Annotated in this window: 22 protein-coding genes and 1 pseudogene; 15 read left to right on the forward strand and 8 right to left on the reverse strand. The window is 45.7% G+C overall.

All coding sequences use genetic code 11. The annotated features are described in order from the left end of the window. The first annotated feature begins 3 nt into the window (after positions 1-3). The 6 genes from BCU07_RS03455 (at position 4) to cyoE (ending at position 8,631) form a co-directional block, all read left to right on the forward strand. The gene (locus BCU07_RS03455; RefSeq protein ID WP_102429139.1) at positions 4-3,102 is read left to right on the forward strand and encodes an efflux RND transporter permease subunit; all 3,099 of its coding nucleotides are present in this window, start codon (positions 4-6) and stop codon (positions 3,100-3,102) included. Positions 3,103-3,851: 749 nt separating this feature from the next. Beyond that, positions 3,852-4,748, forward strand: a complete 897-nt coding sequence (gene cyoA, locus BCU07_RS03460) for a ubiquinol oxidase subunit II (protein WP_080582219.1) — start codon at positions 3,852-3,854, stop codon at positions 4,746-4,748. Between the two features lie 5 nt (positions 4,749-4,753). Beyond that, positions 4,754-6,832 (forward strand): cytochrome o ubiquinol oxidase subunit I, encoded by a 2,079-nt coding sequence (gene cyoB, locus BCU07_RS03465; protein WP_102429140.1) that lies wholly within the window; start codon positions 4,754-4,756, stop codon positions 6,830-6,832. Next, positions 6,822-7,439 carry a cytochrome o ubiquinol oxidase subunit III gene (gene cyoC / locus BCU07_RS03470; protein WP_010439790.1) on the forward strand — a complete coding sequence of 206 codons (618 nt, stop codon included), beginning with the start codon at positions 6,822-6,824 and terminating at the stop codon, positions 7,437-7,439. The genes cyoB and cyoC overlap by 11 nt, the downstream gene beginning before the upstream one ends. Beyond that, positions 7,439-7,750 carry a cytochrome o ubiquinol oxidase subunit IV gene (gene cyoD / locus BCU07_RS03475; protein WP_004736302.1) on the forward strand — a complete coding sequence of 104 codons (312 nt, stop codon included), beginning with the start codon at positions 7,439-7,441 and terminating at the stop codon, positions 7,748-7,750. The genes cyoC and cyoD overlap by 1 nt, the downstream gene beginning before the upstream one ends. Then, positions 7,711-8,631 carry a heme o synthase gene (gene cyoE, locus BCU07_RS03480; RefSeq protein ID WP_102429141.1) on the forward strand — a complete coding sequence of 307 codons (921 nt, stop codon included), beginning with the start codon at positions 7,711-7,713 and terminating at the stop codon, positions 8,629-8,631. The genes cyoD and cyoE overlap by 40 nt, the downstream gene beginning before the upstream one ends. A 96-nt stretch (positions 8,632-8,727) precedes the next feature. On the opposite strand, the gene BCU07_RS03485 is transcribed toward cyoE, so the two are convergent. From BCU07_RS03485 to BCU07_RS03500, 4 genes are all read right to left on the reverse strand, one after another. Further along, entirely contained in the window at positions 8,728-9,216 is a 489-nt protein-coding gene (locus tag BCU07_RS03485) for a hypothetical protein (protein ID WP_102429142.1), read from the reverse strand. A gap of 220 nt (positions 9,217-9,436) precedes the next feature. Continuing rightward, entirely contained in the window at positions 9,437-11,413 is a 1,977-nt protein-coding gene (locus BCU07_RS03490) for an alkyl sulfatase dimerization domain-containing protein (RefSeq protein ID WP_102429143.1), read from the reverse strand. A 267-nt stretch (positions 11,414-11,680) separates the two neighbouring features. Continuing rightward, complete coding sequence (locus BCU07_RS03495; protein WP_017107610.1) at positions 11,681-12,670, reverse strand: efflux RND transporter periplasmic adaptor subunit; 990 nt, start codon at positions 12,668-12,670, stop codon at positions 11,681-11,683. Next, positions 12,670-13,251 (reverse strand): magnesium transporter, encoded by a 582-nt coding sequence (locus BCU07_RS03500; RefSeq protein ID WP_102429144.1) that lies wholly within the window; start codon positions 13,249-13,251, stop codon positions 12,670-12,672. The genes BCU07_RS03495 and BCU07_RS03500 overlap by 1 nt, the downstream gene beginning before the upstream one ends. A gap of 773 nt (positions 13,252-14,024) precedes the next feature. Here BCU07_RS03500 and BCU07_RS03505 point away from each other — a divergent pair. From BCU07_RS03505 to BCU07_RS03525, 5 genes and pseudogenes are all read left to right on the forward strand, one after another. Next, positions 14,025-14,960 carry a LysR family transcriptional regulator gene (locus tag BCU07_RS03505; RefSeq protein ID WP_102394217.1) on the forward strand — a complete coding sequence of 312 codons (936 nt, stop codon included), beginning with the start codon at positions 14,025-14,027 and terminating at the stop codon, positions 14,958-14,960. A gap of 203 nt (positions 14,961-15,163) precedes the next feature. Beyond that, positions 15,164-15,541 (forward strand): lactoylglutathione lyase, encoded by a 378-nt coding sequence (gloA, locus tag BCU07_RS03510; RefSeq protein ID WP_017084654.1) that lies wholly within the window; start codon positions 15,164-15,166, stop codon positions 15,539-15,541. A 14-nt stretch (positions 15,542-15,555) separates the two neighbouring features. Next, positions 15,556-16,653, forward strand: a complete 1,098-nt coding sequence (locus tag BCU07_RS03515) for an alkene reductase (RefSeq protein ID WP_102429145.1) — start codon at positions 15,556-15,558, stop codon at positions 16,651-16,653. A gap of 110 nt (positions 16,654-16,763) precedes the next feature. Beyond that, positions 16,764-17,630, forward strand: coding sequence for a DMT family transporter (locus BCU07_RS03520; RefSeq protein ID WP_017060207.1), 867 nt, complete (start codon positions 16,764-16,766; stop codon positions 17,628-17,630). Positions 17,631-17,672: 42 nt separating this feature from the next. Next, positions 17,673-17,789: pseudogene (locus BCU07_RS03525) on the forward strand (cytochrome c); the annotation flags it as partial. A gap of 130 nt (positions 17,790-17,919) precedes the next feature. Here the strand turns inward: BCU07_RS03525 and BCU07_RS03530 are convergent. Continuing rightward, positions 17,920-18,414 (reverse strand): peptidylprolyl isomerase, encoded by a 495-nt coding sequence (locus BCU07_RS03530; protein ID WP_017060208.1) that lies wholly within the window; start codon positions 18,412-18,414, stop codon positions 17,920-17,922. 123 nt (positions 18,415-18,537) lie between these two features. Next, entirely contained in the window at positions 18,538-19,146 is a 609-nt protein-coding gene (locus BCU07_RS03535; RefSeq protein WP_017066785.1) for a TetR/AcrR family transcriptional regulator, read from the reverse strand. A 167-nt stretch (positions 19,147-19,313) separates the two neighbouring features. On the opposite strand from BCU07_RS03535, the gene BCU07_RS03540 reads away from it, so the two are divergent. Then, complete coding sequence (locus BCU07_RS03540) at positions 19,314-20,300, forward strand: glycosyl transferase family protein (protein WP_081324522.1); 987 nt, start codon at positions 19,314-19,316, stop codon at positions 20,298-20,300. Between the two features lie 97 nt (positions 20,301-20,397). Here BCU07_RS03540 and BCU07_RS03545 read toward each other — a convergent pair whose 3' ends face one another. Next, positions 20,398-20,694: a hypothetical protein gene (locus BCU07_RS03545; protein ID WP_029235295.1), complete on the reverse strand. Its 297-nt coding sequence runs from the start codon at positions 20,692-20,694 to the stop codon at positions 20,398-20,400. A gap of 167 nt (positions 20,695-20,861) precedes the next feature. Then, positions 20,862-21,095, reverse strand: a complete 234-nt coding sequence (locus BCU07_RS03550; protein ID WP_017060212.1) for a hypothetical protein — start codon at positions 21,093-21,095, stop codon at positions 20,862-20,864. A 302-nt stretch (positions 21,096-21,397) separates the two neighbouring features. On the opposite strand from BCU07_RS03550, the gene BCU07_RS03555 reads away from it, so the two are divergent. The 3 genes from BCU07_RS03555 to BCU07_RS03565 all read left to right on the forward strand — a co-directional run bounded on the left by BCU07_RS03555 (position 21,398) and on the right by BCU07_RS03565 (position 25,968). After that, positions 21,398-21,814 carry a CBS domain-containing protein gene (locus BCU07_RS03555; protein WP_017060213.1) on the forward strand — a complete coding sequence of 139 codons (417 nt, stop codon included), beginning with the start codon at positions 21,398-21,400 and terminating at the stop codon, positions 21,812-21,814. Between the two features lie 179 nt (positions 21,815-21,993). Beyond that, a complete protein-coding gene (locus tag BCU07_RS03560; protein ID WP_017065289.1) occupies positions 21,994-23,457 on the forward strand; it encodes an MATE family efflux transporter in 1,464 nt (487 codons plus the stop codon). A gap of 153 nt (positions 23,458-23,610) precedes the next feature. Next, positions 23,611-25,968 carry a zinc/cadmium/mercury/lead-transporting ATPase gene (locus BCU07_RS03565; protein ID WP_102429146.1) on the forward strand — a complete coding sequence of 786 codons (2,358 nt, stop codon included), beginning with the start codon at positions 23,611-23,613 and terminating at the stop codon, positions 25,966-25,968. Positions 25,969-25,970: the final 2 nt, after the last annotated feature.

Below are 25,970 nucleotides of genomic sequence, written 5' to 3' on the forward strand. Positions count from 1 at the left end.
AGCATGAAAATCATAGAGACTATTTCCAACACTCGACTGCTTATCTTAATGACCGCACTGCTGATGGTGAGTGGTATTTCTGCGTTCATGACGTTGCCGCGTGCAGAAGATCCGGTGATCATCAACCGTTACGCGAACATTACTACCAGTTTCCCCGGCGCCAGTGCCGAGCGTGTTGAAACCTTGGTAACAGAAGTTATCGAGAACAAGCTGCGTGAGCTGAGTGAAGTTAAACTCGTGAGCTCAACCTCAAGGCCGGGCGTGTCTATTGTCACCTTAGAATTGAATGACACCATCACCGAGCCTGAGCCAGTTTGGTCTCAAGCTCGCGACAAGTTATCTGACATCGAATCCATTTTGCCTGCGGGCTCTCATTCTCCCGATCTCGATAGCGACCATACCTATGCTTTCACAACCATCGCATCTCTAACCTGGTCTGGTGCAGGCGAGCCTGACAGGTTAACGCTGGGTCGTTATGCCAAAGAACTCGCTAAGCGACTAAGAACTTTGTCGGGTACTGAATTCGTTGATGAATACGGGATGCCACAAGAAGAGATTCAAATCAGTTTACGTACCGCAGATGCAGCCGCGCTTGGTCGTTCAAGTGCCAATATCGCAGAATCTTTGGAAGGAGCAGATGCGAAAAACTCTGCCGGTGAATTGGTCAGTGCTTATTCTCGCTTTGGCTTAGAGATTAAGTCTGAGCTTGATTCCATTGAACGTATTAAACAGGTGCCAATAGCCACCGACAGCAACGGTCACATCATCCGCATGGAAGACATTGCTTCTGTGAAACGTGGTGAGAAAACCCCGCAAGACCAGATTGCCATTATTGATGGTGAGCCGGGTGTGATTGTCGCGGCAAGAATGCATCCTGATCTGCGAGTCGACAACTGGACGTCGCGAGCTAATGCTCTGATTGGTAAATTTGAGCAAGAGTTACCAAGTAACGTTAAGGTGACGGTGCTCTTTAATCAGCAAGGTTATACCGAAACTCGCTTAGACGATTTAGGCAAAAGCTTGATGATCGGTTTTGGTCTGATCTTGATTGTTCTGTTTGTCACTTTAGGAGTGCGTGCCGCGATCTTAGTGGCAATTTCTCTGCCGTTAACCTCATTATTGACCTTGTCGATCATGAAAATGACCGGTGTACCGATTAACCAAATGTCGGTGACAGGCCTAATTGTGGCGCTCGGGATCATGGTTGATAACGCGGTGGTGATGGTCGATACCATTCAAACTTATCGCTTGAAAGGGCAACAGCGCGCTGAAGCGACCATGAATGCATTGAAGCATTTATGGGTGCCGTTATTAGGCTCAACCTTAACTACCGTGTTGGCGTTTGCTCCGATTATCTTGATGCCGGGTGCATCGGGTGAATTTGTCGGTGGTATTGCGATTACCGTTTCTTTCTCATTGATCGGCTCTTACATCATCTCGCACACCTTAATCGCAGGCTTAGCGACCAAGCTATTGCCGAAACAACTCAGTGATGTCGATAAGAAAGGGCAGCACCATTGGTACATGACGGGTTTGAGAATCCCGGCTTTGACGCGCTGGTTCTCATCTTCTGTCCGCTTTGGTGTCACGCATCCAATCATCACGATTGCTTTGGTGTTGTTGGTTCCGTTTACCGGTTACTGGAGTATGTCTCAGCTGACTGAGCAATTCTTCCCGCCATCAGACCGAGACATGTTTGAGATCCAGGTGTACATGCCGCCGCAAGCGAGCATTTATGCCACTAAAAACACCTCTGAAAAAATCGACGATATCATTCATCGTTACCCTGAAGTGGAGCGTATCGATTGGCTCGTGGGTGCAAACTTCCCATCCTTCTATTACAACCTGCAAGCAAGGCAAAATAATGCGCCATACTTCTCGCAAGCCATGGTGAAAACAGAGAACTTTGACCAAGCCAATACGCTAATTCCACAGTTGCAAAAGGTGTTGGATGAAGAGGTGCCGGAAGCACAAATCTTGGTACGTAAGCTTAACCAAGGGCCTCCATTTACCGCGCCCGTTGAACTGCGAGTGTATGGTGAAAACCTCGATACGTTGAAAGCGATTGGTGAGGATGTGCGATTGATTTTGGCGGGTGTTCCTCATGTGACGCACACAAGGGAAACCCTGCAACCAGGTACTCCGAAGGTGTGGTTGAAGGTTGATGAAGACACCGCAAAGCTGAATGGTATTTCATTGAACCAGTTCGCAGGTATGCTGCAAACTACGCTGACAGGTCGTGAAAGTGGCTCTGTGATTGAAGGCAGTGAGTCGGTACCAATCCGTGTTCGTGTGGCAGATGAGGCGCGTGAAAACTTGGTTCACTTAAGCAATATTCGTCTGCCAATCAGTTCTGATGTCTACTCAACAGGGATCAATGTTTCGACGCTGGCAGAACTGGAATTGACGACCAGTCGCGGTGCGATTACTCGTCGTAACGGGCAGCGTGTGAATACCATCGAGGGTTACATTGAAGCGGGTGTCTTACCTCAAACCGTACTTAATGAATTCCAAAAACGCTTAGCAAGCTATGAGATGCCATCGGGTTACACCATTGGTTTTGGTGGCGAATCAGCGGAGCGAGACAATTCAGTCAACAGCCTCATCTCGAATGTCGCAGTCGTGGTGGTATTGATGGTGCTGGTGGTGGTGATGTCATTCAACTCGTTCCGAATGAGCAGCATCATCTTCATGGTAGCAGGGTTGGCTGGTGGACTAGGGCTGTTGTCGGTATGGATCTTCGGTTATCCGTTCGGCTTTACGGTGATTATCGCGATGCTTGGGATTGCGGGCTTAGCGATTAACGCGGCCATTGTGATTTTGACCGAATTGAAACTCGATAAAGAGGCTTCCTCCGGGAATGTAGATGCAGTCGTTGAAGCTGTGATGTCGTGTACTCGCCATATCAGCTCAACCACGATAACGACTGTTGGCGGCTTTATGCCATTGATCATCGCTGGCGGTGGTTTCTGGCCTCCGTTCGCGGTCGCGATTGTTGGCGGAACGGTATTAACCACGCTTATCTCGTTCTACTTTGTACCTGTGGTTTATCATTTGATGACTCGAAATCAGCGAAAATCCATGACTACTCAAGCGGCATAACTGTTTTTCAATTTAACGTCTCTTCAATTTGGCTACTCTTTAATTGCCCATAATCGAGCCGTATCTGGCTCGATTATGGTGTGGTTATTCTCGATAAATTCATCCCAATTCCTACCTTTTTGTTGTGCTTTTCACCGCTATTACGCCCTCAATTAGTCAAATTATCCTTTCTGTTAGTCATTATATTCTTTCAATTCGTCACATTAGTGCATAGATGAATGCTTGATTATCTTGTTGGTGAATGAGTGGGTGTTTTGAATAATCTAACCAGTGAATACCTTGTAAATGGTATGTGAATTCACAATTTTGACGGGCGTCACACTTCTATTTATTCGCTCTTTCTAATGTACCTTGAACTTGCCCCGAGCTTTGGTGGTGAGCGAGTGTTTATCTACTTTTTCTAAATCCCTTGTCAGTACTGGCTCCATCTGTGTAGCACGCTATTGATGTGTGTCTTAATCGCTTACTGCTTCTTAGTTTTCGTCTTCATAAATGGAAGGTTAGTTTCCAAGTTTGTTTGGTGAGCTTTCAATTTCAACTCTTCATAATGCGCCGAATGTAACAATGTATTTCAAAGTGTAACAATTAAGTCATGTTTTCTGTGTGGTTTTAACCCAGCAGTAACGAACCTTATTGCATTGCTTTTTGAGATGCGGCGTTTCACATGCTCAACACATAAATATTCTAATGATCATGACAACCAGTACTCAGACGTTCGTTCTGAGGCTGGATAACCATCGAGAAAGTTAATGGAAGCTTCAAGATATAAACGCATTTTATCGAGGACAAATTTGTCGAAGATTGGTTTGCTGGGAACCATTCTGATGCTCGAAGGATGTAACTCCGCATTGCTCGACCCAAAAGGTAGCGTTGGCGTTCAGGAAAAAGAGCTGATTATCACGGCTCTGTTGCTGATGTTGATTGTCGTCATCCCAGTGATTCTGATGACCATCTACTTTGCTTACCGATACCGCGAGAGCAATACCACGGAAGAGTATGCACCTGACTGGGCACACTCAACCAAGATTGAAGTGGTGGTATGGACGATTCCAATCATCATCATCGCGATTCTAGCCACCATCACTTGGCGAACAACACACGAATTAGAGCCATCAAAGCCTTTGGTGAGTGACGTTAAGCCTATGGTGATCGAAGTGGTCTCTCTGGACTGGAAATGGCTGTTCATCTATCCGGAGCAAAACATTGCGACGGTTAACTATGTTGCGTTCCCGAAAGATGTACCGGTGACGTTTAAGCTGACTTCAGACAACATCATGAACGCGTTCTTTATCCCGCGTCTTGGTTCGCAGATCTACGCGATGCCGGGAATGGTGACCAAGCTGAACTTGATTGCTAACCATGAAGGTGACTTCAAAGGTTTTGCATCGAACTACAGTGGCAAAGGTTTCTCACAGATGAAATTCACTGCATCAGCCATGCCTGATCAAGTGGCATTTCTAAACTGGGTGGAAAAAGTGAAAGCAAGCCCTGATCGCATTGAAGATTGGGAGCAGTTCCGTTCATTGGCTGCGCCAAGTGTGGCTGAACCCGTCACTCTGTTCTCCAGTATCCCACCATTTTTATTCACCGATGTCGTGACCCAGCACCCTGGTTCAATGAACTGTTTGCCGGAAACCCAAGGATAATCGTCATGTTTGGAAGATTAACTCTAGACTCAATTCCCTACCACGAACCCATTATTTTGGTCACGTTAACCATGATCGCTTTAGTGGGCAGCTTAGTGGTGTACGCGGTAACCAAGGCCGGTAAGTGGCAATATCTTTGGAATGAATGGTTTACGTCTGTAGACCACAAAAAATTGGGCTTCATGTACATTGCTGTAGCGATGGTGATGTTAGTTCGTGGCTTTGCTGATGCGGTCATGATGCGTAGCCAGCAATTGCTTTCTGCAGCCGGTGAAACGGGCTATTTGCCGCCACATCACTACGACCAGATCTTCACGGCTCACGGCGTGATCATGATTTTCTTCGTAGCGATGCCTTTGGTTATCGGTTTGATGAACATCATCGTGCCGTTGCAAATCGGTGCTCGTGATGTTGCATTTCCTTATCTGAATAACCTGAGCTTCTGGCTGTTTGTGGTGGGTATTATCCTAACCAACATGTCACTGGGCTTAGGTGAGTTTGGCCGCACGGGTTGGTTGGCGTATCCGCCGCTTTCCGGTATTGAGGCAAGCCCGGGGGTGGGTGTCGATTATTGGATATGGGCGCTGCAAATATCCGGTGTGGGTACTACGCTAACGGGTGTGAACTTCTTTGCGACCATTTTGCGCATGCGTACTCCGTCTATGCCAATGATGAAGATGCCAGTATTCACTTGGGCATCTCTGTGTGCCAACATCCTGATCATCATCTCTTTCCCAATCCTAACGGTAACCATCGCGCTTCTGACGTTGGATAGATACATCGGCACGCACTTCTTCACCAACGACCTTGGTGGCAACGTGATGATGTATGTGAATCTGATTTGGGCATGGGGACACCCTGAGGTGTACATCCTAATCTTGCCTATCTTCGGTGTGTTCTCTGAAGTGACTGCAACCTTCTCTCGCAAAAAACTGTTTGGTTATACCTCACTGGTATGGGCGACGGTGGCTATCACTATTTTAGCGTTTGTGGTTTGGCTGCATCACTTCTTTACCATGGGTTCAGGCGCCAATGTGAATGCCTTCTTTGGCATCGCAACCATGATTATCTCTATCCCGACCGGGGTTAAGATCTTCAACTGGCTGTTCACCATGTACAAAGGTCGTATCCGTTTCACAACACCTATGTTGTGGACAGTTGGCTTCCTTATCACCTTCACTGTTGGTGGTATGACGGGCGTATTAATGGCAGTACCGGGCGCAGATTTCATTCTGCATAACTCAGTATTCCTGATTGCTCACTTCCACAACGTGATCATCGGTGGTGTTGTGTTCGGTTGTTTTGCTGCGATTGGTTACTGGTTCCCGAAAGCGACCGGTTTCACTTTGAACGAGCTTTGGGGCAAACGCGCGTTCTACTGCTGGATCATCGGCTTCTTGATGGCGTTCTTGCCGCTTTACGCTCTAGGTTTTATGGGCATGACGCGTCGTTTGAGCCAAGACATCAACTCTGAATTCTTCCCTTTATTGGCGGTTGCGGCTGCAGGTACGGGCGTGATTGCGATGGGTGTGGTTTGTCAGTTCGTGCAGATTTACGTGAGTGTTCGTGACCGCGACCAAAACCGAGATCTAACCGGTGACCCGTGGGGCGGACGCACATTTGAATGGGCGACATCGTCACCACCACCGTTCTACAACTTTGCAAAACTACCTAAGGGCGATGAGATCGATTCGTTCTGGTATCAAAAGCAAAATGGTGAGTTTGATCCAACTCAGGAAGAAGAATACGAACGTATTCACATGCCGAAGAACACACCGACAGGCATTTATGTGTCTGCATGGGCGTTGGCATTTGGTTTCGCAATGATCTGGTACATCTGGTGGCTAGCGGCGGCAAGCCTAGTAGGCATCGTGGTGACGTGTATTCAACACAGTTACAACGACGATGTGGACTACTACGTGGAAGTTGAAGAGATCAAAGCGATTGAAGCGGCTCGACGTGCACAACTTGAAGAAGCAAAGAAACAGTCAGTGAAAGGCGACAACTCTGGTCGTGGTAACAGCGCTGACGACGGTGACAACAACGAAAATAAAGATGATTTGGAGACGACGTATGCAAGCTAATACTCCGTCACACACTTATGATCTTGCACACTCGCATGATCATCACCACGAAGCGGCGGGCAACAAGTTGTTTGGCTTCTGGGTTTACTTGATGAGTGACTGTGTCCTGTTTGCCACGCTTTTCGCGACTTATGCCGTGCTTGAGAGTGGATCAATCGCAGGGCCGACAGGTAAAGACATCTTTGAATTGCCGTTCGTGTTTGTCGAAACCATGATGCTGCTGTTCAGTAGTATCACATTCGGTTTTGGCATGATTGCGATGAAGCGCAAAGACGTGACCGGACTGAAGCGCTGGATCAAAGTGACTTTCGTATTGGGTTTAGCCTTCATCTGTATGGAAGTGTATGAATTTCATCACTTGATTGCAGAAGGCTATGGTCCTCAAGAGAGTGCATTCCTTTCTGCGTTCTTTACCTTGGTTGGCACACACGGTTTGCACGTAACGTTTGGTCTGATTTGGATGGCGGTGGCTTATCACCAGCTTTCAACCAAAGGTTTGAACGACAACATGTCGATGCGTTTCCAGTGCTTAAGCCTGTTCTGGCATTTCCTTGATATCGTTTGGATTTGTGTATTTACCATCGTGTACTTAATGGGGGTGATGTAATGGAACAGCATCTAGACAGTGGTGCAACGGATTATGTGAAAGGCTTTATTGCGTCACTGATTCTCACCATTATTCCGTTCTACATCGTGTGGGCTCATGTGTTACCAAGCACAGAAACGTACGTGATCTTGTTCGGCTGCGCGTTGGTGCAAATTTTTGTGCACTTTAAGTACTTCTTACATATGGAAGCGAAATCTTCCGATGGACGTTGGAACTTGGTGTCACTGATGTTTACCGCCATTGTTGTATTGATTCTTATCGCTGGCTCGGTATGGATTATCTACAACATGAACGTCAACATGAAGTTGTAGGCAAGGGTATGCTGAAAAGATATCTGTCTATCACCAAACCGGGCATCATTTTCGGCAACCTGATTTCTGTCGCGGCGGGGTTCTTCCTCGCCGCAAAAACAGAACCAGCCAGTGCGATGTTGTTACTGACAACATTAGCGGGTGTGGGACTTGTGATTGCATCAGGTTGTGTTGTGAACAACATCTTTGATCGAGACATCGACCAGAAGATGAAGCGCACACAAAATCGAGAATTGGTTCAGGGCAACATCAATACAGACGTCGCGTTCGTCTATGCCTTGGTTTTACTGCTAGCAGGCACAGCTCTACTGTTTCAGTTCGCTAATCCGATCTCTGCGGTCATGGTGTTGCTTGGCTATGTGTTTTACGTCTTTTTCTACACCATGTGGTACAAGCGTACATCGGTTTACGGCACTTTAGTCGGCAGTATTTCGGGAGCCGTTCCGCCGTTAGTAGGTTACTTGGCGGTGACTAATTACATTAGTTTGGAAGCGGTTTTGTTGTTCGCGATGTTCTGTTTATGGCAAATGCCACACTCGTACGCGATCGCGATGTTCCGCCTTCAAGATTATCGAGATGCAGGTATTCCTGTGTTACCGGTGAAAGAGGGCGTCGACAAAGCACATCAACACATGAAAGCGTATGTTGTGGCGTTTGGCGCAGTATCATTAGCGCTGTTCCTACTCGGGGAAGCAGGTTATGAATACCTAGCGGTGTCGGCAGCAGTCTGTTTTATGTGGACCAAAGTGACATTCCGCAAAGTCGATTGCCTTAACTACATCCAGTGGTCAAAGACCGTCTTCAAGGTCTCTCTGCTGGTGGTAATGAGCATCAGTGGTGTGCTGGGGCTGGAGTTGATTCCGTTGCCTACGCTTTTTTGACTTAAGTTTGTCGTTGAACCCTCAATGTTCTGAAGTCCGAGGGTTTGACGACCTTTTATCTGTTCCGCTTTATTTTATCTGTTATGCTTTAAGCTATTACCCTTCAAAAATATCACCAAGCCAATCTTCAAGCTGTTCTCGTTTATCTTGTGGGCCGTTGATGATCACTAAGCCGTTTAGTGTCGCGTGATCCCAAGATATAGTGCCAGTTGCTAGCGCATCGAACACATCTAATTCAGTAATTAACAGTAGATCTTCTTCAGTAGGCAAAGTGTCTCTACCTGACACATCGACACCCTTCTCAAGTTTCACTTGGCTGTAATGACCTTTGATTGCTTCGAACAAGTTGAACTCAATTTTGCTTGGGTGGGGTTTCGCAAGCGCAGCCTTGATGGCAAAGAGTCGAAAGTGATCTGGCTTATTGAGGTTGTTGAATTCATCGTCTTGTCTGGCTGTAATGACGTTACCAAATACCTCGAGTGAACCGGGCTCTGTCACCAAACTAAATCCGGTATCTTGGTGAAGACCACAGGCAAACGTGAGTGAAGAGGTAAGCGAAAGAATCAGAGCAAATCGTTTTAACATAATGGTTATCGAGACCTGTAAAAGGATTAAGAATCTGACGGCAGCAGCCGAACCTGACGATAAAAAAGGGACCACAAAGGGTCCCTGTATTTGTTTGTCGTCCATGTAACGGTCAGCGAATCGATTGATAGCTATTTAGCGAGATTGTTTGCTAAGTAGCTTTCGTCAAAGAGCCATCGTCGAAGATCTATCGCCAAAGAGCGACCGTTCGAGCTCGCTATTAGCGAACGATGAGCATGATCTCTTCTGGAGTCATTGCCTTATCGAAGTAGCTCATGAATTGACCGAAGCCTTTGATGTCGCCATTCGAGAACGTGAATGCACCAGACTGTAGGTTGGTACCAATCACTTGTTGAGCGTTTGGACCTGCAATCAAGATTTGGTTCAATACTGCACGAGTGGTGTCGATTTGAACGTGTGCGCCTTTCACTGCTTCTTCGTGTAACTGAGCAATACCGTTACGGATTTCGATAGTGAATGCTTCGTTCGTATCAGAGAAGTTGTACGTTAGCATCATGTTCACGTCTAACGAGTTTTCTGCGATAAGCGTTGAAGTCATCATGTCGAAGATCTGCTTGCTTGGTAGTGCAGTAAGAACGTCAACAGAAGCGAAGCTGATCATGTTAGAGAAGTCACGTTTGTTCTCTAGTTCAGCCGCCGCGTTGAGCGCCCAGTTACGCCAGTTGATGTTCACTTGGTCTGCAGCCCATGCTTTGTAAGCTTGTGCTTTCATCTCACGAGCTTCCATATCTTGCTTGTTTACCGTGATTGGGTAAGAAAGAATTTCTGCTGCAAATGTGTAGTTCTCAGCCTTAATTGCTGCTTGTGCAGTCGTAAGGATGTTGTCACGACCGCCCATGATCTCTACGAATGCTTTAGCGCGTTGCTCGTAAGCCATTGGCTCTAGCTGCCATGGATCCGCTTCGAAGAAACCGTTGTAACCTACGTAAATCTGACGCACGGCGTGTGCAACAGTACCGTAGTGTTCACCTAACCAAGGGTGTTCTGCAAGGTGCTTAGGAAGTTTAACTACTTCAACTAGCTCGTCTGGCGTCATACCTTTGTTCATGTAACGGATAGTTTGATCATGAGTGTATTGAATCGCATCACGGTAAGCCGTTAGTACGTCAGCTACTGCTTCTTTACCTTCAACAGGACGACCGTGAGAGTTAATCATGATCTCAGTGTCGAACTTACGCATTACGTCGATGCCCTTGAACCACATTGATGGGTCACGGAATTTAGTACCACGGATGGTGTGAAGGTTAGGGAAGTTCTCACCTTGAAGTACTTCAGCCGCGTGCAGGATTTTCTGGTCTGGGAAGTAAACCACTAACTCATCTTTAGTTTCAGATGGCACGTTCTCGATGTGCATTTTCACGCCAGAAATTTCGATTTCGATGTGGCTTTGGCTTGGTACAAGCAGGTTTGGTTCGATGAACGAGATAGCACCTTGCATGAAGCGTGGACCAAGGCCGTCGTTTACTGTGCCGTGCTCGCCTTCTTCTACGTGCTTAGCACCTGTGTAAGAAGTACGGTGACCAAATAGAGTACCTAGGTTTGAAGACCAGTTAGCCACTGCAGCGGTTAGGCCTTCTTCAGCGATGATTTTTACTTCACCTGATGCCACTTCTTCGTCAGTCACCCACGCACGCACACCAGAGATGTGGTCGATGTGGTTGTGAGAATAAATGATTGCTTTAACCGGCTTGTCGGTGATTTGACGGAATTGCTCTTTAACCGATTGAGCCATTTCTACCGACTCGCCTGGATCAACAATGATGATGCCGTCCGTACCTTCAATCATGACGGGTGTATCTAGACCGAAACCGTAACCAAGATATACGTTGTCATCTACTTTGATGATTGCTTCGTCCATTTTACGACCATGCTTGGTGAGGATTGGGTGAACATGGTCAGACTCAGCAGTGTAAGCTAGAGAATCGCCTGTTTTAGAAACAACTTGAATACGTTCGCCTTTTCCCCAGAACATGTTTGATTTGTGTTCGAATAGAACCTCGCTCTTGTAGCGAGCATCAAGATCAATGTTTTGGTATTGCGCAGCATTTGCCGTCTGAAGTTCTTGGCCGACTTTCGATGTCGCTTCTACAGTTGGCGTTGCAGATGCAAAACCAGAAGCAAATAGTGCACTTGCGATTGCAACTGGAAGTGCCATTTTTTTGAATGTGTTAGTCATGATAGTGACCTTATATTTGGATACAGGAATTGGATTTCTTGAGCCAAATAATAGACAGGAGAGGGGGCGCTATCTACGCGCTAATAGGATTTCAACCTATCGTTATTACGATGTTTTATTTTATTAATGATTGTATTAACGATTTTTATTTGATCTAAATCAATTAGCCAGATGAGCTTGTGACAGATACAAAAATGCCCTGACATTCAGGGCATTTAATTTGGAATTAATGGCTGTTATATAAGTGTTTACCGAGAACCTCAGTACTTACCAAGCACCTAAGTAAGACTTGTAAGATTGTAGGCGAACCGTTGCCGCACCGATTACATCAATAAAGCCCCAGAATGGATGTGGCTTCTCAGCAGAAATCCAAGCTGCGCCAGCTGAACCAATTGGGATATTGAAACCTTCTGGTTCGATGATCTCAAGTACGATGGTACGACCTAAACCGTTACCGTTTCTTACCACGTGTTGACCGACACTTTGTGGCCCCTGAAGTGGAGAAATACTTGACTCCCCCGTACCTGCATTAAAGCTGTGTACTTTTGCTCGGAACACATGCCCTGGGTAGGCATCAACGAAGAACTCTGCGAAGTCTCCTACTTGAACATAGCCGTAAGTTTGGTCTGAAATACGCATCTCAAGAAACTTTTTGCTGGTGTTGTAGAGGTGCATGTTACCCATGACAGAACCTTCAGCAATATTCACTATCGATACCTGACCATCAAATTCAGCTCTAATGGTTTTCTTCTCTTGCGCCCAATTTACTTTTTGTAGATCGGCTTTTAACGACACAAGTTGAGCGTGCAGCACTCGAAGGTCTGAGTCGTACTTTTCTACGTCACGCATATTGAAGATCTCAGGTGACGTTTCAGCGCGCTCTAAGTCGCGAGTCATTTGCTTGATTTCTTCTTCTTTCTGAACAATTGAAGATTCGATCTTTGCTTTGTCTGCGGCAGAATCGATGTCGACGAGTGTGTAAATTACGTCGCCTTCTTTAACCATTTGGTTGTGCTCAACAAGCACTTTGTCGATCTGCTGACCAAAGATAGGTGACATTACCGCGTGTGGTGCTTTCACTGTGGTTGAGTTGGTTAAATCAACCGGTGCCCATAAGCGAGAGATAACCGCTAATACGGCAAGGATTGTTACGCCGCCAATGGCAGCCCACGTGTAGTTTTTGAAGTTCTTCTTCAGTGCACCTGTCGCAAACAGTGACCATACAATTAGGATGTATGGAATCATCATCTCTTTCATTATGCGACCTCTTTTTCTGTAGGGGATGGTTTTGTTGGAACCTGATTTGTTTGAGACGGCTCTGTTACCGATTGTTCAGGTGATACGTGGACAGCGGCTGTCGCTGCATTAGTCGCATCTTGTTTAGGCTGAACACCACGGCGAATCACATCACTCAGTGATTGACCAATATGTTTCCAGTTCGCCAATGCGATAACCAAGGCGATAACCCAGAATGTTTTACTGATGAAGAGTCCGCAAAGTGACAGTGCAAACACGATCTGAACGTGAGCGCTTTTGTGCTCTTTTGCTTTATGCACACCCAGTTCATGCAACTGCCACATGCCGTAAACACCGGCTAATACCACAGCAATGGTCACTGAGAACAAGTAACCAGAGAAGGACTCCATCTGGAAGAAGTTCATCATCATTTCATTGGGATGATTGTTGAATTGAGACATGTCGATGTCTTTAGAATGGATTGTGCCTAATGGTGCTAGAGCCCAAGCTCCCGCAAACATCACTGCCATAAACAGGCAGAATTTAATCAAGACCATCACAACGGCCCAGATTTTCTGGAAAACGATTTTTATAAAGTTCATATCTCAACCTAAATAAGGAGAGAGAAAGTGCAGCCTTGGTACAAGACTTTTAGAAGACATCTGAAAGAGGTGTTGAACTCACGTAACCGTATAGACCTACTGAGTCAAAAGTACTAGATGACAATTAAAAATCGCTTTGACCACGTAGACAACGCATTCTCGCGAATAGAGTGTTAAAAACACCTGGCGAAATCATTCTTAAGTAACGTCTACCATTGATAGGTTCGTTTGCTGCATTGGGTTTTAAGGCCGTCTTCCGTGATGTGTGCAACACCATCATCTACACATTTTTAGGTTTTCTGTTTAGGTTAAGAATTGATTTGTTGGCGAAATAATAGGAAGTGTAACTGGTGCTATCTACGCATTATTGCGATATTGAATTATCGTAATTACGATGAATTGAGTGGTTGCTTAAACGTGAGGTGGGTTTATTTGAACAGGCTCAAACTCGGCTTATAAAATATGTCTATTTAATTAGCCTGGATCATAGAAGTGGCTATAAAAGTATCAATAAGGCAGGACGGAAATATTGAATACTCCGACCAGTCTAGGGTGAGTTTGGGTGGATTAAGCGTTACTGGCACAGCGAAGAGATTTAGATTCCAATCTGGCGAATGTGGCAGCTATTCGAAAGAGTGAGTTGTTCTGACATTTTTGCTCTTTACCATATGATGCTTCCTTCTCAGTTTTGTTTTCTCAATGAGCATCCGTTGTTTCATTCTATCGCTTTTACGATAAGATAATTAAATCTATCGCCAAATGAGCACTGAATCATGAGTAATGACATTCCGAATTTTAACTTATTGGCTGTGTTTTCAGCGGTGATGGAGCAGGGCAGTTTGAGTAAGGCTGCCGATCATTTGAATACCAATCAATCGACGATCAGCACTGCGCTCGGCCGACTGAAAAATGAAATTGGCCAAGAGTTGTTTGTGCGCAGTGGGCGAGGGGTTGTGCCTACTGCTTACTCGCAAAGCTTGTATGAGCAAATCAAAGCGCCAATACACGAGCTCAACGGCGTGTTTCAAGGTATGGCTGGGTTTGATGAAGCGAGTACAGAGCGCAGGTTTGTGGCTTCGGTTCCCGAACATTTAAAGTGGATGTTGCTCGATCGATTTTCTCAGTTATCTAACCAAGGCTTATCTCTTGAGGTGTATGACCAACCAGATAGTGATGATCAAGTCCATGAGGATCTATTAACTCAGAAGTTTGATTTGATGATCGACATTGTGTTGCCTGAGCATTCAAGCATGATGAGCGAAAAGCTCTACGACAGTGAGTTTGTGATTGTTTGCCGAAATGGGCACCCTAGGATCAAAGGTGAGATCACCGAGGCGCAATATCTCAGTGAGCAACATGCGGTTTTAGCCAGAACACGTCGCCAAGTAAGAAGTTTGACTCACTACACTTCGTTAGACTTATCCTCGCGTAAAATTGTAATTCACGGCAGCTCTATGGCCAGTAACCTTATGCTGTGTAGCCAGACTGATTACATCACTGTTGTGCCGCTTTCTATGGCGATCCAGTATCAGGAACGTCTTGGGTTACAGTTGTTCAAACCGCCTTTCGATTATCAGCCTATCTCTCATTACCTCATTTGGTTGAAAAAACAGAACACCGATCCGGCACATAAGTGGTTGAGAGAGCAGATCATCAATACGACTAATGACATGTCTAAATCACTAAACAGTTGGCGCTCCGCTTTCTGATCGTCGCCCTATCTTTTGTTTGCCAAATATCTTCTTAACAAATCACTTGTATTAAGTGAGTTATAATAAAAAATTATCACAATGAGAATTTATGATAATTTCATTTATTTGCTGTCAGCTCGTATATTAACCCTAACAAAGAAGTGGGTAACCTCCACTCACGATTATATCGGCTCAGGTTGCTGGGCTAAAAAGGGCGAAATATGAAATTCCTACACACAATGATCCGAGTTACTGATTTAGACAAGTCTATCGAGTTCTACACCAAGGTATTGGGAATGAAGGAACTTGAACGCCATGAAAACAAAGACTACCGCTACACATTAGTTTTTGTTGGCTACGAACAAGGCGGCACGACTATCGAGCTAACGTACAACTGGGATACTAATGAGTATGAGATGGGCAGCGCGTTTGGTCATCTGGCATTGGGTGTAGAAGATATTTACGCAGCATGCGACAAGATCAAATCGCTAGGTGGCAATGTGACTCGTGAAGCGGGGCCAGTAAAAGGTGGCTCAACGCACATCGCATTTATCACTGACCCAGACGGCTACCAAATCGAACTGATTCAACTAGGTTAATCGAGGAAATCATTATGACAAACGCACTATTTCAACCAATTCAACTTGGTAACATTGAGCTTAAAAACCGTATTGTTATGCCTCCGATGACGCGCTCACGTGCGACGCAACCTGGTAATTCAGCAAACGACATGATGGCGGCTTACTACGCTCAACGCGCTTCAGCAGGTTTGATTATTGCTGAAGGCACACAAATTTCACCTATGGGTCAAGGCTACGCTTGGACTCCGGGTATCTATTCTGATGAGCAGATCGCGGGTTGGAAAAAAGTAACGGATGCAGTGCATGAGAAAGAGGGCGTTATCTTCGCTCAACTTTGGCATGTAGGCCGTGTAACACACCCAGACAACATTGGTGGCGAACAACCAATTTCGTCTTCTGCACTTAAAGCAGAGAATGTAAAAGTATTCATTGATAACGGCACTGATGAACCGGGCTTTGTTGATGTGGTTGAACCTCGTGAGATGACCAAAGAAGACATCAAAGAAGTGGTTGAACAGTATCGCCAAGCGGCTTTAAACGCGATTGAAGCGGGCTTTGATGGCATCGAACTTCACGCCGCGAATGGTTACTTAATTAACCAATTCATCGATTCTGAAGCAAACAACCGCACTGACGAATACGGTGGTTCAATTGAAAACCGTTTACGTTTCCTAGGCGAAGTGGTTGAAGCTATGGTTGAAGCGATTGGTGCTGACCGTGTTGGTGTCCGCCTTGCTCCGTTCACATCGTTGAATGGTACGGTTGACGCTACACCAGTAGAGACTTACACAGCGGCGGCAGCACTACTTAACCTATACAAAATTGTTTACCTACACATTGCAGAAGTTGATTGGGACGATGCACCTGAAACGCCAAAAGCATTTAAAGCAGCAGTTCGTGAAGCCTACGAGGGTGTCCTTATTTATGCGGGTAAATACGATAGCGAGCGTGGCGAAAAAGCCGTTGCTGAAGGCGTAACTGACATGGTTGGTTTTGGTCGTCCATTCGTTGCGAACCCAGATTTACCAGCTCGTATTCAAAATGGTTACCCACTTGCAGCGCACGATCCAAACACATTGTTCGGTGGTGCTGAAAAAGGTTTAACGGATTACCCAGAATACGCAGGCTAAAAACAGCTGCCTGAAGCAGAGTATTGAGATAGTATCTCGATCCTGTTGAATGTTTATAAAAAGCAACCTTGCAGAGTCGGGTTGCTTTTTTTGTTATTGGACTAAGTAAAATGATGAACGTGAAAGCGATGCGCGGAGAGCTTTACCTTCTATTTGCCACCCTGCTAGCTGGGGTGGGATGGATTGCATCTAAGCTGGTGGTATTAGAAATGCCTGGGCCAGTGTTCATTGGTGTGCGATTCCTCGTCGCGAGTCTTATTCTTCTGCCATTTTGTATTCACCATATTCGTAAGCTTTCGTTTAAGCAGATTCTGTCTCTTTGCGGCGTGGGTTTGTTGTTGTCTGCCTCATTGCAGGTATGGGTGTTTGCAGTTTCGGTGACTGAAAGCTTGTCGGAAGGGGCATTCATCATGAGCTTAGCCATGATCATTGCACCGTTTGTGTCTTGGATTTTGTTTCGAGTTAAGCCTAATCGCGCGTTTTGGATGTCTTTCCCGATCGCGATTATTGGCATGCTGTTGCTGACTTTGGGTAACGGCTGGCATGTTGAGCAGAGTCAGATTTATTTCTTACTAGCATCGATGTTGTTGTCTGTTCACTTTGTGATGAACAAGCGTGTGATTACCAATATCAAGCCTATCGCATCAATCTGTGTGCAACTGTTTGTGGTGGGTGTGAGTGGTTTAGCCTTTGCTTCTATGACAGCTCAGCCGGAGTTCGAAATCACCAAAACCTTAGTCTTCTGGTTTATTGTCTCTGCGGTGATCGCAACGTCTATTCGTTACTTGCTACAAACGGTCGGTCAGCACTCCGTGAACATGGAAGTGGCGGCATTGATCATGATTCTTGAGCCTGTGTGGACGCTGCTGTTAAGTGTGAGTGTGCTTGGCGAAAGTGTAGAGATGCAGAAGCTGCTCGGTGGGGCGGTGATCATTGCTTCACTATTTTGCTATATCAAATGGTCGAGACGAAAATAAAACACTCGGCGCAAGGCCGAGTGTGGGTTGTTCTTCAAGTGCTTTTCTGAGCCTTATCAGGCGAGTGTTGAACAAGACTTGTCGAGTGCAGAGCAAGGGTTAAATTCTGCGAATAAGACGTGCAAAGGGTGTCACCGTACTTATCGTTCTCGCTGGTAACTATTCTAACAACGAGCTTTGAATACAGGTGGTAAAGTCGAACCCTTACCACCATAGTCCTATCGCACAGCCTTCTTTTCTTTATGCCATCAATTCGAATGCACTAGGGGCGGGAAAGGACGTGAATGAATTAGTCGCGAATAGTGACTTTTGTAATCACAATATCTTCGCAAGGCACATCTTCGTGTCCCCAGCGAATGGTTGTTGGTGCTTTCGCAATTTTGTTTACCACATCCATACCTGCTGAAACCTTACCGAATACCGCGTAACCCCAGCCAGCATTGGTTGTTGAGGTGTGATCTAGGAAATCGTTGTCATCAAGGTTGATGAAGAACTGCGCCGTTGCAGAATGTGGTGCATCAGTCCGAGCCATTGCCACAGAACCAATCACATTCTTCAAACCACGGTTTGCTTCGTTGACGATTGGGGCGCGAGTTGGTTTTTCTGTCATGTCGATAGTGTGACCACCACCTTGAATCATGAAACCTTCAATAACACGGTGAAATGTCGTGCCTTCGTAGAAACCGTCTTGGCAGTATTTAAGGAAGTTTTTCGACGTTACTGGCGCTTTTTCAAGGTTCAGTTCAATCTCGATATCGCCAAAGTTGGTGGTGAAAGTAATCATAGGGCTACCTAAAGTTGAAGTTTTACTGAGTCGTAATGACGAAAGTGGGTTGCAGTATAGGGAAAATAACAGCGGATACCAGTGATGGTTTTATTGTGGTTGAATTCTCGTCAACCACCAAAATCACGCCTGATATTGTTTAAGGAACATCTCGACACTTGAAGTAATGAGCACTTGCTTGTGTGCAGCATCCGGTGACGGCACATGACCAATGATTTGCGGCCAAAACGCAAAAGACTTAAGCAGACCAATGAACTGCGTGGAGGCGAATTGTGGGTCTAGTTCTACTAAACGACCGTCTGCCAACGCGGCTTTAATCCAGGTTGTAAGTCCACTTTCTGCTTGGGAATATTTTTCCATCGCTTGATGCGCCAGTTCTGCGTTATGGAAATACTCTGAGAACAACACGCGTGACAGGTCGATGAAGCCTTCAGACTCAAGTAACTCAAGTTCTTGATTGGCTATCGAGGAAAGCTGTTCTTCAAGTGGCAGTTCTGCTTGATATGGGAAATGCGTTGCGGCCAGAGTTTTGCTCCAAATGCTGTCTAGAATCTCATCTAAAAGCAGTTCTTTGCTGGCAAAGTGATTGTATACGGTGCGCTTTGATACTTCTGCGCGACTCGATATTTTATCCATGCTGGTGGCCTTGTAGCCATGCTCAGTAAACTCTGCGATAGCAGCGGCAACGATCGATTCACGTTTTCTTTGGCTCAGCGTTTTTTTTACAGTCATCGGGATACTACTCAATATGTCGCGGTTAGCATTACATACGCTAATTTTACACCAGTAAGTTTACTTTTAGAACACCAATCCGCGTATTGGTAATTCGGTCGAGAGCAACTGAATCGCTTTGCAATGCACGGTGGGTATCATAGAATCGAAAGTGTATTCGAATTTTATTGATATCAACGGAAGAGAATAAACAATCAATGAGTAGTATTTTAGAGTGTATTCGTACAGTTGGACGAGGAGAAAGAGGGCGTAAGCCTTTATCGTTCGAACAAGCCTACCGCATCATGGATGAGTATTTAAGCGGAGAAGTCGGTGACGACCAAATGGCTATGCTACTGATGTTGATTCGTGTGCAGAATGAAACCAATGAAGAGATCGCTGGCTTTGTAAAAGCGTTTCAATCTCGAGTGCCAGATTTAGGCGCTGATATTGATTGGCCGTGTTATGCAGGTAAGCGTAACGATAACGCCAGTGGCAAGCCTTGGAACTTGTTGGCGGCAAAAATCTTAGCTGACAATGGCTATAAAGTGTTAATGCATGGCTATATGGATAAGCCGAGCGGTAGGACGCACGTTGAAAGCCATTTGCAAGATGTCGGTGTGCAAAGTGCTGAGAGCCCTGAACATGCTAAGTCGATTCTTGAACAAGACGGCATTGCTTATTTACCGCTAGCTAACTTTGCGCCCGAAGCACAAACCATGATTGGTTGGAAACACCGCTACGGTTTGAGAACACCAATTAACACGGTAGTTCGAGCATTGAATCCTGGTGGTGGCCGTTTAGGTCTGCGTGGCAGTTTCCATCCTGGCTTTCCACAACTTCATGCGGAAGTTGAGCATGTTATCGGAAATAAATCCCACTCGGTGATTTCATTCAAAGGGATGAACGGTGAGTCGGAATATAATCCTAAAGTTAGCCAAACGGTATGGATGAGCTCTCCTGACAAAGTCGAATCGTTCTACTGGGAAGAGATGATGAACCTAGAGCTGCCACTTCCTAGTCAATGTGTACTTGGCACATCGGCTGAAGATATGGCGCTAATGGCGAATACCGTTGTCGACAGCATGACAGCCATTCTCTTTGCAGAAACGCACGATAAAACTGAGGCATACCAGAAAGCGGTGCGCCTGTGGCATGAGTATTGTGCGCGTTAGATGGTGGTTTGTAATCAATGAGAGAAGGTCAGCGAGCGCTGGCCTTTTTATACTTGATTTCTAGCAAGGGCTTTTCGTGAACGCCCAAACAATAAAGCTACTTCACTCGCATCAAGCGATGCATTTTGTCTTCGAACTGAATCTCAATCACCTGTGAGATTTTCATCTTATCAACACGATCAAGCATTCTCGCTTGGTAATCACGTTTTTTCATCCACTCTAGCGGTTCTTTAAAGCCATCTTCATTAATCACAAACGACTGATCGGTAATAGAGTCTTCAAAGATATGAACCACCCAAATGCGTGATTGGAAATCCAATAACTCACTAAAGTAGCTTTTTAACTTAGATAAGGAATTCGTTAGATACGTTTTAGGTGGGGTTTGGGAAGACATAGTAAACCGTATTTGGACAATGAAAATCGGCAAGGGCGCCGTCTGATCATTATAGCCTTTACCCGTTAGGCTTGTCAGGTCGAATTCGGCAGCCATTCACGGCTATTGCGCTTGCTAATGCTACTATGGCTGCCAGTTAGAGATTAACCAAATCAGTGTCGGATTCACTATTTAACGAATAGGCCGAAGTCGATCTCTTGTTCTCTTTGATATTTCACCAGCTTCACTTTTAGGTCGTGTTTTGCTGCTAAATCAATGGCTAAGCATGACATGCGTTTTATCTCATCAACGCAGCTTGATATCAGCGGTTTTTCTTGATTATCGATAGTGGCGATGAGTGTGTTTTCCGTGCCGTCGTTACCTGCGTAAATATACGCGTACATGTTGTTGTCGTGTTGCATAAACTTCCTAAAACGGGATTTCTAATTATTAGTGAGGTGAAGATTACAGGGTTTATTTACGCAGGCTAGCTCGGCTAAGTAAGGTTAAGCAAGGGAAAGTAAGGCTTTGTAAGGGCTCTTTTTTTTCTTTTTTCTGGCGTTCGAAAACGTGCTCAACCCTTTGTTTGTCTCACTTTTTTGTCTTGTTAGGTTTTGCCTATCAATAAAATTGTTGAAATCCATTTAGTAAAATCAAGATTTTAGACAACAATTAACTTAACAAGATAGAAAATATATGACGCAAAGTATTTAGGGAGAACGCAATGCATTCTATTAAAGTGAAAGATTACATGACGCAGCAGGTTGTGACATTTACTCCTGATATGCCGTTAAGTCTAGCGTTAGACAAAGTGATGCGTAGCCACCATATGGGTGGGCCCGTAATCGATGATAACGAACAAGTGATTGGCTTCCTTTCAGAGCAGGATTTACTCGAGAAACTTGTGAAGGTCAGTTACTTCTGCCAAGACACACACCTTGTGGGTGACTGTATGTACCAAGAAGTGCTGTCGGTGTCACCTGACTTATCCATTATTGAATTGGCGGACATGATGCAGGTTGGAAAACCTAAAGCATACCCTGTGATCGATAATCGAAAATTGGTGGGTATTATCACCAGAACTGATGTTTTGAGAGCAATTGGCAAGAACTTGGAAGAATGCTTCAAACATCAGGTATAGTAGCGTGTTAAGAACGATTATTTTTCTCAATACTCTCAATTGAAAAAAGGCGCACTAGCGCCTTTTTTCTGTATAGCGCTTTTCTTGGTCGATCCTTTCTTTTTGGATCCCTAGCCAGTTGAACAGTTGAACAGTTGATTAGGCTTTAGCTCTTGGGTATTCCAACTTTTGGAGGTTTCATGTCAAATCAAACGGCAAAGTTTGTTGAAGGTTCAACGATGCGCCACATATTGGTGATGTCGGGGGCTGGCTCTGTCGGTTTGATGGCGTTATTTGTGGTCGATCTGCTCGACATGCTGTTTATCAGTATGCTCGGACAGGTTGAATTGGCTGCTGCGGTAGGCTTTGCAGGTACGCTGACTTTCTTTTCTACCTCCGTTTCTATCGGTACTTCCATTGCCATGGGCGCATTAGTGTCCAAAGCCATCGGCTCCAAGAATCAAGAGCACGCTCGAAACCTAAGCACCAGTATCATGCTGACTGCGTTTGTTATCAGTTCAACCATAACTGCAATCATGTTCGCTTATATTCCAGAGCTGCTAGCCGCGATAGGCGCCAAAGGCATTGCAGCCGAACGCGCTCAAGCTTACCTACAGATTTTGCTACCTAGTGGTCCATTTTTGGCGTTAGCGATGGCAGCGGGTGCGGGCTTAAGAGCGGCAGGTGATGCTAAGCGTTCGATGTGGGCAACTTTGTCTGGCGGCATTGTTAACGCGATTCTCGATCCTCTGTTTATTTTTGGTTTTGGTTGGAACATCGAAGGGGCGGCTATCGCTTCGGTTGTCGCTCGTTTCTCGGTGCTATTCTTTTCGCTTTATCCTCTTATTCGCAGCCATCAGCTGGTAGCTCCGCCTTCTTTTGTGCAATGGCGCATTAATATTCGACCAATATTGGCGATTGCGCTGCCTGCGATTATCACCAATACCGCAACGCCTATCGGTAATGCGATTGTAACAACGGGTATCGCACAATATGGTGAGGATTTTGTCGCGGGCTTTGCCGTGATAGGTCGTCTGACGCCAGTTTGTTTTGCGGTTATCTTTGCCTTGTCTGGCGCTGTGGGGCCAATCATTGGTCAGAACTTTGGTGCTGAACGCATGGACCGAGTAAAAGAAACACTCAATAACTCATTGCTGGTTACTACGGCATACACCATCGCTGTTTGTATTCTGTTGTACTTCGTTCAAGGTTATGTCATTCAAGGCTTTAGCTTACAAGGTGATGCAGCAATCATTGTGGCGGCTTTCTGTACCTATGTGGCGTTAACCTTCACCTTTAACGGTGCACTATTTGTTGCCAACACGTCTTTCAACAACCTAGGTAAACCGCTTTACTCGACAGCATTGAATTTGGGTAAAGCGACGTTAGGTACTCTGCCGTTCGTATATCTAGGTTCGCAATGGTATGGCGCTTTGGGTGTTCTCTATGGTCAAGCTTTGGGTAATGTTTTGTTCGGAATTTTAGGTATCTTGGTGCTTCGACATCATATCGCTGAACTGATGCAAGGATCTCAAGTTGATCCAGTGGAAGATGATGTGTCGATTGTCAGCTTGAACACTCAGCCATTCTGTTCACACGATGCGGTTCTTATTGATGATGTATCCGCTAACCGTGAAGAGTGTGCGGAGCTTAAATCTCAGTAAGCCATCGGCGCTGGCATAATATTTTTGTTTTCTTGAAAACTTCTTCTTGACCTTGGAGTAGCCTCCAAGGTTTATACTTTTGATGAACTTAAGGTTCTGTTGCTCGTAAGTTAGCAACAACCTCAAGGCTTTTGAGTATTAAGGAGATACATTATGTGCGCAAAACATGCAGCGTGCCGCTCAGCAAAAGTGGACGTTCAACCTCAAGCGGCAGGAGCAAGTTGCTCTAGCCCTAAAATTTCAAGCATCACAGCAGCAGGCACTTCATCTGGTTGTTGTAGCTCTTCTGCTGCTCCGTCATCGTCTGGAGATGATTGTTGTAGCTCGTCGGACAGTGGAGAAGAAGACAGTCAGTCCTCAACTTTATCTCTCGATGCCAAATTTTCGAAAAGTTGGCTGGTTGCCGGAATGGACTGCCCAGCTTGTGCAAGAAAAATAGAAAACGCGATCAGCAATATTGACGGTGTTATTCAAGCGAAGGTTCTCTTTGCTACCGAAAAGCTGGTTGTGAAATTCGATAATGAAAGCATTGCTGACACCATTGAACAGGTCTCTATCAAAACGGGTTTCCCTCTTACGGAAGTCGGTTCAAAGAAAGAAAAACAACAACCTGAGACTTTTTGGCAAGCTCATATCCAACCTAATTTACAGATTATCGCGATTGCAGCGGCAATGCTGTTTGCAGTGCTTGTGAAAAGCACCTCACCTCAATTAAGTGAAGGCTTGTTTACGGTAACTTGTCTGCTTGGTTTATATCCGGTGGCGAAAAAAGCGGTTCAGTTGGCACGCTCAGGAACACCATTTGCTATTGAAACCTTAATGAGTGTTGCCGCGCTGGGTGCTTTGTACCTTGGCGAAACTGTGGAAGCTGCGATGGTTCTATTGTTGTTCTTGATTGGTGAGCGCTTAGAAGCGTTTGCTTCATCTCGAGCAAGAAGTGGCGTTCAAGCGCTAATGGCATTGGTACCAGAAAACGCGACTAAGATCATCAACGGCGAACGTGTAGAAGTTGCCGTCAGTGAACTGGTTCCAGGTGATGTGATTGAAGTGGCTGCGGGCTCTCGTTTACCTGCTGACGGACAATTGATTACAGACGCGGCAAGCTTTGATGAAAGTGCGTTAACCGGTGAATCTGTTCCTGTTGAACATATCGAAGGTAACAGCATCATGGCTGGCGCTGTGGTGGTCGATAAAGTGGTTCGTATCACCATCACTTCAAAACAGGGTGAGAACGCGATCGATCGCATTCTTCATCTGATTGAAGAAGCAGAGTCTCGTAAAGCACCACTAGAGCGATTCCTCGATAAGTTCAGCCGTTGGTACACACCGTTAATGATGGTAGTGGCTCTGTTGGTCATCATCACACCACCATTGTTGTTTGCGCAGCCATGGGAAACATGGGTTTACCGTGGCCTAGCGCTATTGTTGATTGCTTGTCCGTGTGCCTTGGTTATCTCGACTCCTGCAGCGATTACCTCTGGCTTAGCAGCAGCAGCGAAACGTGGCGCGCTCATTAAAGGCGGCGCAGCGCTAGAGCAGCTTGGTAAAATCCAAACCATCGCCTTCGATAAGACAGGCACACTGACCGAAGGTAAGCCTCAGGTTACGGATATTCAACCTCTATCGGGGTGGCAACAAGACGCGATGCTGCGTGTGGTTGGGGCGATTGAAGTTGGCTCTACTCACCCGTTGGCGCAGTCACTTGTCGCTAAAGTAAAAGACCTGAATATTGAGATTCCTGAATCACACAACAAGAAAGCGTTGATTGGTAGTGGTGTTGAAGGGGATGTTGATGGTGTTAAGTATCAGGTTCTGTCACCGTCTAAAGTCACGTTCGAACTTGGTGCCGATGTGGTTTCTCAGGTAGAAGCATTAGAAGGTGAGGGCAAGACGGTTGTGGTTGCTCTTGAGGTTAAAGATCAAGAAGAATCAACAGAGCAAGCTACGACGGTGATTGGTCTGATTGCTTGGCAAGATACGTTACGTAGTGACGCTAAGCTTGCGATTGAACGACTTAATGAATTAGGTATTCAATCTATCATGTTGACCGGCGATAATCCGCGCAGTGCAGCAGCGATCAGTAGCAAGATTGGTATGCAGTACAAGGCAAGCCTATTGCCAAGCGACAAGGTATCTTACGTTGAGGAGTTATCTCAACAGTCGCACGTGGCGATGGTCGGTGATGGCATTAATGATGCACCAGCAATGAAAACGGCGAATGTCGGCATCGCAATGGGTGGTGGTACGGATGTCGCTTTGGAAACGGCGGATTCAGCACTGACTCATAACCGTTTAACTGAGCTGCCAGCGATGATTGAACTGTCGCAAGCGACCATGAACAACATCCGTCAAAACGTAGCCCTTGCGCTTGGTTTGAAGGTCGTATTCTTGGTGACAAGCTTGTTAGGTATTACCGGTTTGTGGGTGGCAGTTTTAGCGGATAGTGGTGCAACTGCATTGGTGACATTGAACGCATTGCGTCTGCTTCGATTTAAATCTAAAGCGGACTAAAT

This window comes from Vibrio sp. 10N.261.54.E10 (genome assembly GCF_002877735.2).
Taxonomy (GTDB): Bacteria; Pseudomonadota; Gammaproteobacteria; order Enterobacterales; family Vibrionaceae; genus Vibrio; species Vibrio crassostreae_C.

What these genes read in the sequence shown, in the direction of transcription:
- BCU07_RS03455 (WP_102429139.1), top strand. Translation starts at nt 4, where the DNA reads ATGAAAATCATAGAGACTATTTCCAACACTCGACTGCTTATCTTAATG.
- cyoA (WP_080582219.1), top strand. Translation starts at nt 3,852, where the DNA reads ATGGAAGCTTCAAGATATAAACGCATTTTATCGAGGACAAATTTGTCG.
- cyoB (WP_102429140.1), top strand. Translation starts at nt 4,754, where the DNA reads ATGTTTGGAAGATTAACTCTAGACTCAATTCCCTACCACGAACCCATT.
- cyoC (WP_010439790.1), top strand. Translation starts at nt 6,822, where the DNA reads ATGCAAGCTAATACTCCGTCACACACTTATGATCTTGCACACTCGCAT.
- cyoD (WP_004736302.1), top strand. Translation starts at nt 7,439, where the DNA reads ATGGAACAGCATCTAGACAGTGGTGCAACGGATTATGTGAAAGGCTTT.
- cyoE (WP_102429141.1), top strand. Translation starts at nt 7,711, where the DNA reads ATGGATTATCTACAACATGAACGTCAACATGAAGTTGTAGGCAAGGGT.
- BCU07_RS03485 (WP_102429142.1), bottom strand. Translation starts at nt 9,216, where the DNA reads ATGTTAAAACGATTTGCTCTGATTCTTTCGCTTACCTCTTCACTCACG.
- BCU07_RS03490 (WP_102429143.1), bottom strand. Translation starts at nt 11,413, where the DNA reads ATGACTAACACATTCAAAAAAATGGCACTTCCAGTTGCAATCGCAAGT.
- BCU07_RS03495 (WP_017107610.1), bottom strand. Translation starts at nt 12,670, where the DNA reads ATGAAAGAGATGATGATTCCATACATCCTAATTGTATGGTCACTGTTT.
- BCU07_RS03500 (WP_102429144.1), bottom strand. Translation starts at nt 13,251, where the DNA reads ATGAACTTTATAAAAATCGTTTTCCAGAAAATCTGGGCCGTTGTGATG.
- BCU07_RS03505 (WP_102394217.1), top strand. Translation starts at nt 14,025, where the DNA reads ATGAGTAATGACATTCCGAATTTTAACTTATTGGCTGTGTTTTCAGCG.
- gloA (WP_017084654.1), top strand. Translation starts at nt 15,164, where the DNA reads ATGAAATTCCTACACACAATGATCCGAGTTACTGATTTAGACAAGTCT.
- BCU07_RS03515 (WP_102429145.1), top strand. Translation starts at nt 15,556, where the DNA reads ATGACAAACGCACTATTTCAACCAATTCAACTTGGTAACATTGAGCTT.
- BCU07_RS03520 (WP_017060207.1), top strand. Translation starts at nt 16,764, where the DNA reads ATGATGAACGTGAAAGCGATGCGCGGAGAGCTTTACCTTCTATTTGCC.
- BCU07_RS03530 (WP_017060208.1), bottom strand. Translation starts at nt 18,414, where the DNA reads ATGATTACTTTCACCACCAACTTTGGCGATATCGAGATTGAACTGAAC.
- BCU07_RS03535 (WP_017066785.1), bottom strand. Translation starts at nt 19,146, where the DNA reads ATGACTGTAAAAAAAACGCTGAGCCAAAGAAAACGTGAATCGATCGTT.
- BCU07_RS03545 (WP_029235295.1), bottom strand. Translation starts at nt 20,694, where the DNA reads ATGTCTTCCCAAACCCCACCTAAAACGTATCTAACGAATTCCTTATCT.
- BCU07_RS03550 (WP_017060212.1), bottom strand. Translation starts at nt 21,095, where the DNA reads ATGCAACACGACAACAACATGTACGCGTATATTTACGCAGGTAACGAC.
- BCU07_RS03555 (WP_017060213.1), top strand. Translation starts at nt 21,398, where the DNA reads ATGCATTCTATTAAAGTGAAAGATTACATGACGCAGCAGGTTGTGACA.
- BCU07_RS03560 (WP_017065289.1), top strand. Translation starts at nt 21,994, where the DNA reads ATGTCAAATCAAACGGCAAAGTTTGTTGAAGGTTCAACGATGCGCCAC.
- BCU07_RS03565 (WP_102429146.1), top strand. Translation starts at nt 23,611, where the DNA reads ATGTGCGCAAAACATGCAGCGTGCCGCTCAGCAAAAGTGGACGTTCAA.